The organism is Leifsonia sp. NPDC058230 (assembly GCF_042882245.1).
In the GTDB taxonomy this organism is placed as follows: domain Bacteria; phylum Actinomycetota; class Actinomycetes; order Actinomycetales; family Microbacteriaceae; genus Leifsonia.
Genome location: NZ_JBHVWM010000002.1, coordinates 409,715 through 423,937 on the forward strand (window position 1 = coordinate 409,715; position 14,223 = coordinate 423,937).

The window sequence follows — 14,223 nt, forward strand, 5'->3', positions numbered from 1 at the left end:
GTCAGCGGCGGCCGGCCTTGCGACGGAAGAGGATCGCCGTCCAGATGTAGGCGCCCACGATGATGACCAGGCACCAGCCGACCGCCCACCAGGCACGGTCCCCGATGTCGGTGTTGAACAGGAGGCCGCGGATGGTCTCGATCACCGGCGTGATCGGCTGGTTGTCCGCGATCCACTGCAGCCAGGTCGGCATGGTGTCGGTCGGGACGAAGGCGCTCGAGAGGTACGGCAGGAACAGCAGGGCGAATCCGTACCCGCTGGCCGCCGCGGGCGTGCGCGCAGCGAGACCGAGGGCGGCGTAGAGCCAGGTGATGGCGAGGATGAAGAGTGCGATCATCCCGATGGCTCCGAGCCACTGCAACGCGTTGCCCGTCGGACGGAAGCCGACCAGGAGCGCGACACCGATGACGACACCGGTTGCGAGCAGGTTGCGGGTGAGACTCGCGACCACGTGCCCGGTGATGACACCGTTGCTGCGCAGAGGCATCGTGCGGAACCGGTCCACGATCCCGTTGGTCATGTCGTCGGCGACGTCGACGGCGGTGCTCGACGACCCGAAGCCGGCGCAGAGCAGGATGATTCCTGGGACAACGTAGTTCACGTAGTCGCCACCGCTGTCGATGGCGCCTCCGAACACGTAGGTGAACAGCAGCATCAGCATGATCGGCAGCACGATCGCCATCGTCAGCACTTCGACGTTCCGAAGAGTGTGGCGCAGGCTGCGCCCGATGAAGACGAGGGTGCTCGTGGCGCCGGAGACGGCGCGGCTCGCGGGGGGCGTCGTCAGGCGGACGACGCGTTCGGGGAGAAGGGCGGTAGACATCAGCGGGTGACCTCCAGGTTCGTGTTCTGTGCAGCGTCGGCTGCTGTTCGGGGTGCGGCACTGCTCGTCGTGGTCCGCGCGGTGAGGGCGAGGAACACATCGTCCATGCTCGGTTTCCGGATGCTGACGCTCGAGCCGGCCAGGCCGCTCGCGTCGAGCAGGTCGATGGCTTGGCGCAGACCGTGCACGCTGCCGTCGGTGGGGAGTTCGCGCACGATCTCGTCGTTCGCGTCGCGCAGTTCGACCACCTCTCCGCCGACCCGTGCCTTCAGCTCGGCGGCGGTCCCCTCCGCGACGACGACGCCGCGGTCGATCACCGCGATACGGTCCGCCAGCAGGTCGGCCTCGTCGAGGTACTGGGTGGTGAGGAAGATCGTGATCCCCTGCGCCGCGAGGTCGAGGATCATGGCCCAGAGCGTCTGCCGGCTGCGGGCGTCGAGACCGGTCGTCGGCTCGTCGAGGAAGATCACGGGCGGCGTCGCGACGAGGCTGATGGCGAGATCGAGGCGGCGACGCATGCCTCCCGAGTACGTCTTGACACGCTTGCGCGACGCCTCGACGAGGTCGAACTGCTCGAGCAGCTCCCGTGCACGCTGCTTGGCCGCGGGGGCGGTGTAGCCCGACAGCCGCGCCATCATGCGCAGGTTCTCCTCCCCCGTGAGCACCTCGTCCACGGCGGCCGACTGCCCGGTGAGGCTGATGGAGCGCTTGACGCCCTCGCTGTCGGCGACGACGTCGTGACCTCCGACGCTCGCTGTCCCGGCATCCGGGAGCACGAGGGTGGAGAGGATGTTGATGAGCGTGGTCTTGCCCGCCCCGTTCGGCCCGAGCAGGGCGAAGACGGTGCCGGCCTGCACACGCAGGTCGATGCCGTCGAGCACGGACTGCCCGCCGAACGACTTGTGGAGGCCGGAGACCTCGATGGCGGCTGTCGTCATGATCCGATTCCTTTCTTGGTGCTGGTGTGTGGTGGCTTCTTCTGAGTGCGGCGTAAACTGTTTATGTCGCATACGGTTTTGTTTAAGGTATACACAGTTCTAGGATGAGTGTCAACAACCGACCGGAAAGGGCGCGAACCATGGCAGACGCCGTCGAAGACGCACTCCCCCGTGCCGTCGCGCTCAGTTGGGGAGTCGCGGAACGCCCCCAACGCGGACCCAAGCGCGAACTCAGCATCGAGCGGATCATCGAGACCGCCATCCAGATCGCCGACGACGAAGGCCTCGGCGCCGTCTCGATGAGCAAGATCGCCACGACGCTCGGCTTCACGACGATGTCGCTCTACCGGTACGTGACCAGCAAGGACGATGTGCTGCTCCTCATGCAGGACGCAGTCTGCGCGATCCCGATTCCGGCGGAGGAAGAGGACGGCGACTGGCGTTCGGGTCTGCGTCTGTGGGCCGGAGCGACCATCGATGTGATGCGCGCGCATCCGTGGTTCGCGGACATCCCCATCTCGGGCATGCCGCTGATGCCCAACAATCTGGCGGTTCTCGACTGGGGCCTGCGGATCATGAAGGACCTTCCGCTCAGCGATCCCGAGAAGATGTCGACGGCGCTGACACTGAGCTCGTACGCGCGTGCCAACGGCGTGGTCGAGCGCGACGTGCAACGCTCCCGCGCACAGCCCGACGAGCCACGACGGAGCGGCGAGGCCTTCTCGGCCGCGCTGAGCGAACTCGTCACCGAGGAGCGGTTCCCCTACCTGGCGCCGCTCGTGAGCTCGGGCGTGTACGCGGATTCGGAAGGCGACGACGACCAGGACGACTACGCCTGGGGGCTCGAGCGCATCCTCGACGGCATCCAGCGGTACGTGGACGCGCGCGGCGCGGGCGAGCCGATCGTCGCGGCGATGCCCCGGCCCGAGCCCGTGCCCCACGACAAGGCGGTGCGCGAAGCGGCGAAAGCCCGCCGCGAGGCCGAAGGACGCCTGCGTGAAGCGCGTAAGCGCGAACGCGAGGCGATCTCGAAGGCACGCGAGCGTCAGGCGAAAGCCGAGGAGCGCGCCGCCAAAGGCTAGGCGCTCTCCGGCGGCGTCAGCGGATCGCGGTCGTGGTGCGGTCGCGGGTGGTCAGGTCGCGGTGCGTGGCGGCCGCGCGCCAGCCGTCGGCGGTGAGGATGTCGCGGATCTGCGCGCCCTGCAGTTCGCCGTGTTCGAGAACGAGAGTGCCGCCCGGGTGTAGCAGGCGCTGGGCGACGTGGGAGATGGTGCGCACGACATCCAGGCCGTCCTCTCCGCCGTAGAGGGCCGCCGGCGGGTCGTAGAGACGGACTTCGGGGTCGCGCGGGATGGCCTCCGCGGGAATGTACGGCGGATTCGAGATGACGACGTCCACCTGGCCGTCCAGGTCGGGCAGGGCGTCGGCGAGATCCACGAAGACCACGCGCGCGTTCGACGCCCCGGACTCGTCGACGTTGCGTCGGGCCCAGATGTAGGCCTCGGGCGAGTTCTCGACCGCGAGGATGCGCGCGTGCGGCACCTCTGTCGCCATCGCCAGCGCGATCGCGCCGCTGCCGGTGCCGAGGTCGACACCGATCGGCTCTGCGCTCGGCACGGCCCGCAAGGCGTCGATCGCGAACTGCGCGACCTGCTCGGTCTCCGGTCGCGGCACGAAGACACCCGGACCGACGGCGAGTTCGAGCGATCGGAACGGTGCCCGCCCGGTGATGTGCTGCAAGGGCTCACGAGTCGCGCGCCGCTCGGCGAGGTCACGCACGCGGGCCGCATCCGGGTCGCTGATCGTCGATCCCGTCAGGACGAGTGCCTGGAGGCGTCCACGCCCCACGCCGAGCACGTGCCCTATGAGCAGCTCGGCGTCGACCTCGGGATCAGGCACCCCGGCACGCGAGAGCACGCCGATCACTTCGTCGCGAAGGGCGTCGACGGTGGGGGCGGGCAGAGCCGGGCGGTCGTCCGGGGAGGAATCGGGTGGGATCATCGCCCGTCGAGCCTAGCGGCACCGTCGAGGGCCATGGCACCGGGCGCATCCATGGCGGTCACACAGCGTGCTCGCACGGCGCCGAAGATTAGAGTGGTGATGCTCAGTCAACAAACCGCGCGTCACAAGGAAGAGGCCATGACAGGTCACGTTTACGACAACATCGCCGAAGCGGTCGGAAAGACGCCGCTCGTCAAGCTGAACCGCCTCACCGAAGGCATCGACGCGACGGTTCTCGGCAAGCTCGAGTTCTACAACCCGGCCGGGAGTGTCAAAGACCGCATCGGCGTCGCGATCATCGACGCAGCCGAGAAGTCGGGCGCACTGCGGCCCGGCGGCACCATCGTCGAAGGCACCAGCGGCAACACCGGAATCGCCCTGGCGATGGTCGGCGCCGCCCGCGGCTACAAGGTGATCCTGACCATGCCCGAGACGATGAGCAAGGAGCGCCGGGTGCTCCTGCGCGCGTTCGGTGCGGAGATCGTGCTCACGCCCGGGCCGGACGGGATGCGCGGAGCCGTCGAGACGGCCAAAGAGATCGTCGCGACCACCGACAACGCCATCTGGGCCCAGCAGTTCGCGAACGAGGCCAATCCGGCCATCCACCGCGCCACCACCGCGGAGGAGATCTGGGCGGACACCGACGGCGGCGTGGACATCTTCGTCGCGGGCATCGGCACCGGCGGAACGATCACCGGTGTCGGGCAGGTGCTCAAGGAGCGCAAGCCCGGCGTGCAAGTCATCGCGGTCGAGCCGATCGACTCGCCGATCCTCAACGGCGGCAAGCCGGGCCCCCACAAGATCCAGGGCATCGGCGCCAACTTCGTACCGGAGATCCTGGACACCACCGTCTACGACGAGGTGATCGACGTGTCCTTCGACGACTCGATCGACACGGCCAAGAAGCTGGCCAGCGAGGAGGGCATCCTCGCGGGCATCTCGTCGGGCGCGATCGTCTGGGCGGCGCTCCAGGTCGCCAAGCGCCCGGAGAACGCGGGCAAGACCGTTGTCGCGATCGTCGCCGACACAGGTGAGCGGTACATCTCGACCCCGCTCTGGGCCGACCTGCTCGACTGACGCATCCGGCTGACCATCTCCATGGCGTTTCTCTCCCGCACCCGCGAAGACATCGCGAACGCGCGCAAACACGACCCCGCAGCGCGCAGTGGCTTCGAGGTGTTCATGGCGTACTCGGGACTGCACGCCGTGTGGACGTATCGGGTGACCCACCGGATGTGGCGGGCCGGCTTCAAGACGCCGGCCCGCCTGCTCTCCCAGTTCACGCGATTCCTCACCGGGATCGAGATCCACCCCGGGGCGACGATCGGCCGCCGCTTCTTCATCGACCACGGGATGGGCGTCGTCATCGGCGAGACCACCTGGGTGGGCGACGACGTGATGCTCTACCATGGCGTCACTCTGGGCGGTAAAGGCAGCGGTCACGGCAAACGGCATCCCACCATCGAGAACGGCGTCACCGTCGGAGCCGGGGCGAAGGTGCTCGGCGCCATCACGATCGGTGCGCGCTCGGTGATCGGCGCGAACGCTGTGGTCGTGCACGACGCCCCCGCCGACTCGGTGCTCACCGGTGTGCCCGCGAAAGCCAGACACCGGTCGGGCCACGAGCAGATCGCCGGCGACGACTGGCTCGACCCCGCCATCTACATCTGACCCCGCCTCACTCCTCCGCCGCCGCCCAAATCCGCCGAGTCCACGAACAATCCGCGGACTCGACGCTTTTCGGCGCACTTTGCGCGGACTCGGCTGCTTGTTTGCGCGGGCTCGAGAGGGATGGGAGCGAGAGGCTTGGGGGTCAGTCGGTGGCGAGGTCGGCCAGGCGGGACTCCTCGTCGGCCAGGATGCACGACTCGATGACCGGATCGAGGGCACCGTTCATGACGGCGTCAAGGTTGTAGGCCTTGTATCCGGTGCGGTGGTCTGCGATCCGGTTCTCGGGGAAGTTGTAAGTGCGGATGCGCTCCGAACGGTCCATGGTGCGGATCTGGCTCTTGCGCACGGCCGAGGCCGCCGCATCCAGCTCCTCCTGCTGACGCGCGAGCACGCGGGCGCGCAGCACGCGCATCCCGGCTTCGCGGTTCTGCAGCTGGCTCTTCTCGTTCTGCATGGCGACGACGATGCCGGTGGGGAGGTGGGTGATGCGCACGGCGGAGTCCGTCGTGTTCACCGACTGGCCGCCGGGTCCGCTCGACCGGTACACGTCGATCTTGAGATCGTTGGGGCTGATCTCGACCTCCTCGGGCTCGTCGACCTCCGGGAACACCAGCACACCGGCGGCGGAGGTGTGGATGCGCCCCTGCGACTCCGTGGCCGGTACGCGCTGCACGCGGTGCACGCCGCCCTCGTACTTGAGGTGCGCCCAGACCCCCTCTGCGGGGTCGGACGAGTGGCCCTTGATAGCGAGCTGCACATCCTTGATACCGCCCAGATCGCTCGACGTCTGCTCGAGGATCTCGGTCTTCCACTTCTTCGACTCGGCGTAGTGGAGGTACATGCGCAGCAGGTCGGCGGCGAAGAGGGCGGACTCTGCGCCGCCCTCGCCCATCTTGATCTCCATGATGACGTCGCGGCTGTCGTTCTCGTCACGCGGGATGAGCAGGCGACGCAGCTTTTCGCCCGACTCGGCGAGGCTCGTCTCGAGCCCCGGGATCTCCTCGGCGAACGCCTCGTCCTCCGCGGCGAGCTCACGCGCGGCTGCCAGGTCGTCCTCGAGTTGCTTCCACTGGTGGTACGAGGCGACGATGCGGCTGAGCTCGGCGTACCGGCGGTTCACCTTCTTCGAGCGCACGGGATCGCTGTGCAGCTCCGGGTCGGCGAGCTGCTCCTGCAGGTCGTCGTGCTCGGCGATCAGGGTGTTCACCGATTCGAACATCGTCTCTTCTTCCTTCAGTTCCGCGTGTGGGCCGGCCTGCCCGTTTCAACAGCAAAGTGCCCGCCGACCGTCGGCTGAACCGACGACGACGGGCACTTCAACAGCTAGCGGTGGTCGTGCTCGCTGCTGTGCGAGTGCGCCGTTCCGTGGCCGTTGACCGGAGCCGCGGGCATCGACTTCTGCACCTGCATCAGGAACTCGACGTTGCTCGAGGTCTCCTTGAGACGGCCGAGAACGATCTCGAGCGCCTGCTGCTGGTCGAGGCCGGCGAGGGCGCGACGCAGCTTCCAGGTGATCTTGACCTCATCCGGGCCCATGAGCATCTCTTCGCGACGAGTACCGGATGCGTTCACGTCCACGGCCGGGAAGATGCGCTTGTCCGCCAGCTGACGCGACAGACGGAGCTCCATGTTGCCGGTGCCCTTGAACTCCTCGAAGATGACCTCGTCCATCTTGGAGCCGGTCTCGACGAGCGCCGAGGCGAGGATCGTGAGCGATCCGCCGTGCTCGATGTTGCGGGCGGCACCGAAGAACCGCTTCGGCGGGTACAGCGCCGAGGCGTCGACACCGCCGGAGAGGATGCGACCGGATGCGGGCGCGGCCAGGTTGTAGGCCCGGCCCAGGCGGGTGATCGAGTCGAGCAGCACGACGACGTCGTGGCCGAGCTCCACGAGACGCTTCGCACGCTCAATGGCGAGCTCTGCGACCGTGGTGTGGTCTTCGGCGGGACGATCGAAGGTGGAGGCGATGACCTCACCCTTCACCGTGCGCTGCATGTCGGTCACTTCTTCTGGACGCTCGTCGACCAGGACGACCATGAGGTGGACCTCGGGGTTGTTCGTGGTGATGGCGTTCGCGATCTGCTGCATCACGATGGTCTTACCGGCCTTCGGCGGCGCGACGATGAGTCCGCGCTGGCCCTTGCCGATCGGGGCGACCAGGTCGATGATGCGCTGCGTGATCTTGGTGGGCTCGGTCTCGAGGCGCAGACGCTCCTGCGGGTAGAGCGGAGTGAGCTTGCCGAACTCGACGCGGTTGGCCGCCTCCTCCATCGACTGGCCGTTGATCGAGTCGACCTTGACGATCGCGTTGTACTTCTGGCGGCTGTTGTTCTCGCCCTCGCGCGGCTGGCGAATCGCGCCGACAACGGCGTCACCCTTGCGCAGGTTGTACTTCTTGACCTGACCGAGGGAGACGTACACGTCGTTCGTGCCCGGGAGGTAGCCCGAGGTGCGCACGAAGGCGTAGTTGTCGAGCACATCCAGGATGCCCGCGACCGGGATCAGCACGTCGTCGTCGGCGATCTCAGGATCGAGCTCGTCGGTTCCCGTGCCGCCACGGCGCTTGCGGTCGCGGTAGCGGCTGCGGCCCGAACGCTCGCCGTCCGGCTGCACATCGTTGTCCGGACCGTTGTTGCGGTTCTGGTTCTGCTGGCCGTTCTGACCCTGCTGGTTCTGACCGCGGACCGACTCGTCGCGGTCGCGCTGCTGGCCCCGGCCGTTCTGGCCCTGGCCCTGCTGGCCCTGGCCCTGCTGGTTCTGGTTCTGCTGGCCCTGGTTCTGCTGGCCCTGGTTCTGCTGGCCCTGGTTCTGCTGACCGTCGCCGCCACTGTTCTTGTTGCGGTTGCGGTTGCGGTTGCGGCCCTGGCGCTGCTGGCCCTGCTCGCCGTTCTGCTCGTTCTGAGCATCGTCGGCGGAGTCGGCGTTGTCGGACTGCTCGGCCGGAGCGTTCTGCTCGTTCTGGCCCGAGCGGTCGCCCTGGTTGCGGTCGCCCTGGTTGCGGTCTTCGGCACCCTGACCACGGCCACGGCGACGTCCGCCGCGCGGTGCGTCATCCTGCTGGACGTCACCCTGCAGGACGTCGGCGCCGGTCGCGTCGTCGTTCTGGGCACCGGCACGCTGAGCGGCCGATTCGCGGGAGGCGAGGGCGGAGTCGAGCAGGGCGTCGACGTCCGGGATGAGCGAGTCGACACCGGTCACACCGGAATTGACGTGCGTGGCCGCCGGCACGATGGCATCGGCACTGGTGGCCCGGCGCGGGGCCCGCTTGCGGGACGTCGCGGTCTGCGTGGCGGCCTCGGGCTGACCCGCCTCGGGCAGCACGGCCTCGCCGACGTGCGGCTCGGCCGACAGGGGCTCGGCGATGAGCGGCTCGATGAGCACCTGGGAGGCTGCCGCGGCGGCCGGCTCGGCGTCGAGCGGCGCAGAGCCACCGTCGGCGGTCGGCTCGTCTGCGGTTCCCACGGTCTGGGCGGCACGGGCGGAGGCGACAGCCTCCACGAGCTCGCCCTTACGAAGCTTGTTGGCGCCCTGAATGCCCAGGCCGGCAGCGAGAGCCTGAAGCTCTGCCACCTTGAGGGACGTCAGGTCGCTGGTGTCCGCGCCCCCGGCGCGGAGATTGACATCAGTCACTGAAGAGGATTCCTTTCCCCCGACATGCGATCTTCGCAGTCGTTTGAAGCGCTCGTCATATGAACTGGCCTGTGCTTGATGGAGCTGACGCGATGCGTTCTGATCCGCTCGACGTCGGTACTCGACTAGGTATCGAATACGCAGGCAGGAATGACGGCATGATTGCTGGAAATCACCCGAAGATCAGATTCGCTCGTGACGCGGTTCTTGCGGGTGCAGGCACAGTTTACCACCTTTGCGGACGCGTTCTTGACGCTAGGCGGCTGGTGTGTCCAACTGGGTTTCGGCGACGGGCGCCACCGTGGCGCCCTTGAAGTCGACGGCGAGCATGAGCGGCTGCCAGCGGGTGTCGGCCTCCTGTGCGACGAGCTCCGCCGCGGCGAGTCTCTGGCTCGGGTCGTTGCAGAGCACGAGGATCGACGGCCCCGCACCGGAGACGACGGCGGCGAATCCGTTGTCGCGGAGCAGCGTGATCAGGCGGTCGGTCTCGGGCATGGCCGAGGCGCGGTAGCTCTGGTGGAGCTTGTCCTCGGTGGCGGCGAGCAGCAGTTCGGGGCTCTGGATGAGGGCCGCGACCAGCAGAGCCGAGCGGGAGAGGTTGAACACCGCGTCCTCGTGGGGCACGGATTCGGGCTGCAGACTGCGGGCCAGAGCCGTCGACATGACGTGCTCGGGCACGAACACCAGCGGCGAGACGCCGCGGTGCACGATCAGCTTCTTGAACCGCGGACCTTCGGGAGTCACCCACGCGATCGTCAGGCCGCCGAACAGGGCGGGCGCCACGTTGTCCGGATGACCCTCCATGTCGTTGGCAAGGGCGAGCAGTCCCTGAGCGTCGATGTCGACGATGCCGTCGAGCAGACCCTTCGCGGCCATGATGCCGGAGACGATCGCGGCGCCCGAGGAACCCAGCCCCCGCCCGTGCGGGATGGCGTTCCGTGCGACGAGGTCGAGTCCCGGCATCGGGTGGCCGACCGCCGAGAAGGTGTGGGCGATCGCCTGCACGACGAGGTTGGACTCGTCGGTCGGTACCTCGCCCTCCCCGATCCCGATGACCTCGACGGTCGCTCCCGGTTCGTCACGCACGGTGACGCGGAGCTCGTCGTACTGCGCCAGGGCGAGTCCGAGTGTGTCGAAACCCGGGCCGAGGTTGGCGCTCGTCGCGGGGACCTTGACCGTGACCGCGCGTCCGCGCAGGTCGTCGGCCGAGAAGGTCACGCCCCCGCTCCGGCGGGCTCGGTGGCCTTCAGCCCCAGGATGTCGGCGATCGCTGCGGTGTCGACGGCGACCACCGTCGGCTGCACGTCGGAGCCGTCAGCCGTGCGGAGTGCCCACTGCGGGTCCTTCAGGCCGTGACCGGTGACGGTGAGCACGACGGTCGCGCCTGCGGGGATGACCCCGGCGTCCGACCGCTCGAGCAGGCCCGCGACGCTGATCGCCGAGGCGGGCTCGACGAAGATGCCGACCTCGGCCGACAGGATGCGCTGGGCGGCGAGGATCGCGTCGTCCTCGATCGCGCCGAAGTAGCCGTCGCTGTCGTCGCGTGCGTTGAGGGCGAGCTCCCACGAGGCGGGGTTTCCGATGCGGATGGCCGAAGCGACGGTCTCCGGGTTCTTCACCGGGTGGCCGAGCACGATCGGGGCGCTGCCTGCGGCCTGGAAGCCGAACATCCGGGGCAGCCTGGTGGCCTCGCCGCGCTGCAGCTCCTCGGTGTAGCCGCGGTGGTATGCGGTGTAATTGCCCGCATTGCCGACCGGGACGATGTGGAAGTCCGGCGCATCCCCGAGCACCTCGACGACCTCGAACGCGGCCGTCTTCTGGCCCTCGATGCGGTCGGGGTTCACCGAGTTGACCAGGTGCACCGGATAGTGGGTGGCGAGGTCGCGGGCGATCTCGAGACAGTCGTCGAAGTTGCCCTGCACCTGGAGGAGCTGCGCGTTGTGGGCGATCGCCTGGCTGAGCTTGCCCATCGCGATCTTGCCCTCGGGCACCAGCACGACGGCCTGGATGCCCGCGTGCGTGGCGTAGGCGGCGGCCGAGGCCGAGGTGTTTCCGGTCGAGGCGCAGATGACGGCCTTGGCTCCGTGCTCGACGGCCTTGGAGATCGCCATCGTCATGCCGCGGTCTTTGAACGAGCCGGTGGGGTTCATGCCCTCGAACTTGACGAAGACGTTGGCTCCGGTGCGTGCGGACAGGGCGGGGGCCGGCAGCAAGGGTGTTCCGCCCTCGCCGAGCGTCACGATCGGAGTCGCGTCGCTGATGTTGAGACGGTCCGCGTATTCACGCAGCACTCCCCGCCACTGGCGACTGTTCGGCTTCTGGGGCATTACGATCCTTCGACTCGGAGAACGGATGAGATTGCTTTCACGACATCGCTGGCTGCCAACGAGTCGACGGTGGCCGCCAGTGCGGCCTCCTCGGCTTCGTGGGTTCCGATAACCAGGGTAGCGGTGGGCGCGCTGTCGAGATGACGGGCGGCGTCCGGCAACGTAACGATTCCGGTCCGCGTTCCAACGGACTGCTGAACGGTCTCGACGCTGACCCCGCCATCGCTCAGGATGCGCGCGACCGCGGCGAGCACGCCCGGCTGGTCGGCCACATCCATCGTGATCTGGTAGCGGGTGATGACGCGGCCGACCTCGAGCACGGGCAGCTGCGCGTGCGTGGACTCGGCGACTCCCGGTCCGCCGACGACGTGCCGCCGTGCCGCGGAGACGAGATCGCCCAGGACGGCCGAGGCCGTCTCGACACCCCCGGCGCCTGCGCCGTAGAACATGAGGTCGCCGGCCGCCGCCGCCTGTACGAAGACGGCGTTGTGTGCGCCGTGCACGGCCGCGAGCGGGTGGTCGCGACGGATGAGCGCCGGGTAGACGCGGGCGGAGACGCCCTCCTGCCCGGTCTCGGGATCGGTCAGGCGCTCGCAGATCGCGAGGAGCTTGATGACGGAGCCGTTCTCGCGGGCCGCCTCGACCTGCACCTTGCTCACGCCCGTGATCCCCTCGCGGTACACGGACTCGAGCGGAACCGTCGTGTGGAAGGCGAGGCTGGCGAGGATCGCCGCCTTCTGCGCAGCGTCGTACCCGCCGATGTCCGCAGTCGGGTCGGCCTCGGCGTAGCCGCGGTCGGTGGCGATCGCCAGCGCGTCCTGAAGGGTCTCGCCGTTGACGTCCATCCGGTCGAGCACGAAGTTGGTCGTTCCGTTGACGATGCCCAGGATGCGGTTGACCTTGTCGCCTGCAAGGCTGTCGCGCAGCGGGCGGATGATCGGGATCGCTCCGCCGACGGCGGCCTCGTAGTAGAGCTGCGCGCCGACCTGTTCCGCGGCCTCGAACAGCTCCGGGCCGTGGGTGGCCAGGAGCGCCTTGTTGGCGGTGATGACATCGGCGCCCGAGTTGAGCGCCTGGAGCACATATCCCCGAGCGGGTTCGATGCCGCCCATCAGCTCGACGACGATGTCGGCGCCCAGGATGAGCGACGACGCGTCGGTCGTGAAGAGGTGGTGCGGCAGGTCGGCGTCGCGGGGGGCGTCGACGTCGCGCACGGCGATGCCGACGAGTTCGAGGTTGGCGCCGACGCGGGACGCGAGCTCCTCACCCTCGTCGAGCAGGAGGCGCGCCACCTGGGAGCCGACGGATCCGGCGCCCAGCAGGGCCACGCGCAGGCTGCGGTATTCGATCATGCGTTGTCTTCCTCGTTCCCGGCATACGCGGCGTCGCGCGCCAACAGATCCGCTTCGGTCTCGCCACGGACGATCACCCGGGACTCCCCGTCGCGCACGGCGACCACGGCCGGGCGGCCCAGATAGTTGTAGTTGCTCGACAGCGACCAGCAATAGGCGCCGGTCGCGGCAACGGCCAGCAGGTCGCCGGGGGCGACGTCGCCCGGGAGGTAGTCGGCCTCCACCACGATGTCGCCGCTCTCGCAGTGTTTGCCGGCGATGCGCACGAGCGCGGGAGGCGCATCCGAGACCCGGTTGGCGATGCGCACCGAGTAGTCGGCGCCGTAGAGGGCGGGCCGGGCGTTGTCGCTCATCCCGCCATCGACACTGACGTAGCGCCGCACAGCGGTCTCGCCGTCGTCCTGGTAGCTGACCGTGACGTCCTTCGTCGTGCCGGCGGTGTAGAGGGTGAGGCCGGCGGAGCCGATGATCGACCGGCCGGGCTCGAAGGCGACGACGGGGATCGGGATGCCGAGCTCGGCGCATCCTGCGGCCACCGTCTCGGCGATGCGGGTCGCGAGCTCGTCGATCGGCGACGGGTCGTCGGCGGCCGTGTACGCGATCCCGAAGCCGCCGCCGAGGTTCAACTCGGGGACGGGCCCGCCCGCGAGGAGTTCGGCGTGGACGGCGAGCAGCCGCGCGGCCGACTCGACGAACCCGTCGGCGCCGAAGATCTGAGAGCCGATGTGGCAGTGCAGTCCGAGGAATGCGATGCCGTCGAGTTCGCGGATGCGCGCGACGGCCGCGGGAACGTCGCCGAGGGTGATGCCGAACTTCTGGTCTTCGTGGGCGGTCGCCAGAAAGGCGTGCGTGTGGGCGTGGACTCCGCTGTTGACGCGGACCCGCACGCGCTGAGTGCGCCCGTGGCGAGCGGCGGCGTCGGCCACGCGCTCGATCTCCTGCACGCTGTCGATGATGATGGCGCCGACGCCCAGCGACACCGCGCGGTCGATCTCGGCGAGCGACTTGTTGTTGCCGTGGAAGCCGATGCGCTCAGGATCCACCCCGGCCGCGAGCGCGACAGCCAGTTCGCCTCCGCTGCAGACGTCGATGTTGAGACCGGCCTCGACCATCCACCGCGCGACCTCGATGCTGAGGAAGGCTTTGCCTGCGTAGTAGACCCGGGCCGTGGACCCGACGCGCTCGAGGGCCTCGGTGAAGGCCCGGCGCACCTCGGCGGCGCGTTCGCGCGCCGCCGTCTCGTCCACCACATAAAGAGGAGTGCCGTAATCGGAGGCGAGGTCGCCCACCGAGACGCCTCCGACAGCGAGTTCGCCGTCGGTGCGTGTGACGGTGCGCGACCAGAGACCGGGAACGAGGGTGTTGGCGTCGGCGGGAACGCGCAGCCAGCCGGGGGCGAGCGGATTGCCGGCCACCGGGTTCTTCACCTCGGGATCTAGTGCCACAGGAAAACCTCACGGGATCAGACGAGTGGGGGTCTC

General features: G+C 68.6%; 12 protein-coding genes. 3 read left to right on the forward strand and 9 right to left on the reverse strand.

What is annotated here, in order from left to right; genetic code table 11:
- Position 1: 1 nt before the first annotated feature.
- A complete protein-coding gene (locus ACFVV0_RS07585; protein ID WP_387060564.1) occupies positions 2 to 823 on the reverse strand; it encodes an ABC transporter permease in 822 nt (273 codons plus the stop codon).
- Positions 823 to 1,761, reverse strand: a complete 939-nt coding sequence (locus ACFVV0_RS07590) for an ATP-binding cassette domain-containing protein (protein WP_387060566.1) — start codon at positions 1,759 to 1,761, stop codon at positions 823 to 825. The genes ACFVV0_RS07585 and ACFVV0_RS07590 overlap by 1 nt, the downstream gene beginning before the upstream one ends.
- Positions 1,762 to 1,901: 140 nt before the next feature.
- Here ACFVV0_RS07590 and ACFVV0_RS07595 point away from each other — a divergent pair, with 140 nt between their 5' ends.
- Entirely contained in the window at positions 1,902 to 2,843 is a 942-nt protein-coding gene (locus tag ACFVV0_RS07595) for a TetR/AcrR family transcriptional regulator C-terminal domain-containing protein (protein ID WP_387060569.1), read from the forward strand.
- A gap of 16 nt (positions 2,844 to 2,859) precedes the next feature.
- Here the strand turns inward: ACFVV0_RS07595 and prmC are convergent, their stop codons facing one another.
- Entirely contained in the window at positions 2,860 to 3,762 is a 903-nt protein-coding gene (gene prmC, locus ACFVV0_RS07600) for a peptide chain release factor N(5)-glutamine methyltransferase (protein WP_387060572.1), read from the reverse strand.
- Positions 3,763 to 3,900: 138 nt separating this feature from the next.
- Here prmC and cysK point away from each other — a divergent pair, with 138 nt between their 5' ends.
- Complete coding sequence (cysK, locus tag ACFVV0_RS07605; RefSeq protein WP_387060575.1) at positions 3,901 to 4,839, forward strand: cysteine synthase A; 939 nt, start codon at positions 3,901 to 3,903, stop codon at positions 4,837 to 4,839.
- A 21-nt stretch (positions 4,840 to 4,860) separates the two neighbouring features.
- Entirely contained in the window at positions 4,861 to 5,433 is a 573-nt protein-coding gene (gene epsC / locus ACFVV0_RS07610) for a serine O-acetyltransferase EpsC (RefSeq protein ID WP_387060578.1), read from the forward strand.
- Positions 5,434 to 5,575: 142 nt separating this feature from the next.
- Here epsC and prfA read toward each other — a convergent pair whose 3' ends face one another.
- The 6 genes from prfA to lysA all read right to left on the reverse strand — a co-directional run bounded on the left by prfA (position 5,576) and on the right by lysA (position 14,157).
- Complete coding sequence (prfA, locus tag ACFVV0_RS07615) at positions 5,576 to 6,652, reverse strand: peptide chain release factor 1 (protein WP_387060581.1); 1,077 nt, start codon at positions 6,650 to 6,652, stop codon at positions 5,576 to 5,578.
- A 104-nt stretch (positions 6,653 to 6,756) separates the two neighbouring features.
- On the reverse strand, positions 6,757 to 9,063 hold the full coding sequence (gene rho / locus ACFVV0_RS07620; RefSeq protein ID WP_387060584.1) for a transcription termination factor Rho: 2,307 nt from the start codon (positions 9,061 to 9,063) through the stop codon (positions 6,757 to 6,759).
- Between the two features lie 255 nt (positions 9,064 to 9,318).
- The gene (gene thrB / locus ACFVV0_RS07625) at positions 9,319 to 10,281 is read right to left on the reverse strand and encodes a homoserine kinase (protein WP_387060586.1); all 963 of its coding nucleotides are present in this window, start codon (positions 10,279 to 10,281) and stop codon (positions 9,319 to 9,321) included.
- Positions 10,278 to 11,390, reverse strand: a complete 1,113-nt coding sequence (thrC, locus tag ACFVV0_RS07630; RefSeq protein WP_387060587.1) for a threonine synthase — start codon at positions 11,388 to 11,390, stop codon at positions 10,278 to 10,280. The genes thrB and thrC overlap by 4 nt, the downstream gene beginning before the upstream one ends.
- Positions 11,390 to 12,742 (reverse strand): homoserine dehydrogenase, encoded by a 1,353-nt coding sequence (locus ACFVV0_RS07635; protein ID WP_387060590.1) that lies wholly within the window; start codon positions 12,740 to 12,742, stop codon positions 11,390 to 11,392. Before ACFVV0_RS07635 ends, thrC begins: the two co-directional genes overlap by 1 nt.
- Positions 12,739 to 14,157: a diaminopimelate decarboxylase gene (gene lysA / locus ACFVV0_RS07640; RefSeq protein ID WP_387061763.1), complete on the reverse strand. Its 1,419-nt coding sequence runs from the start codon at positions 14,155 to 14,157 to the stop codon at positions 12,739 to 12,741. Before lysA ends, ACFVV0_RS07635 begins: the two co-directional genes overlap by 4 nt.
- Positions 14,158 to 14,223: the final 66 nt, after the last annotated feature.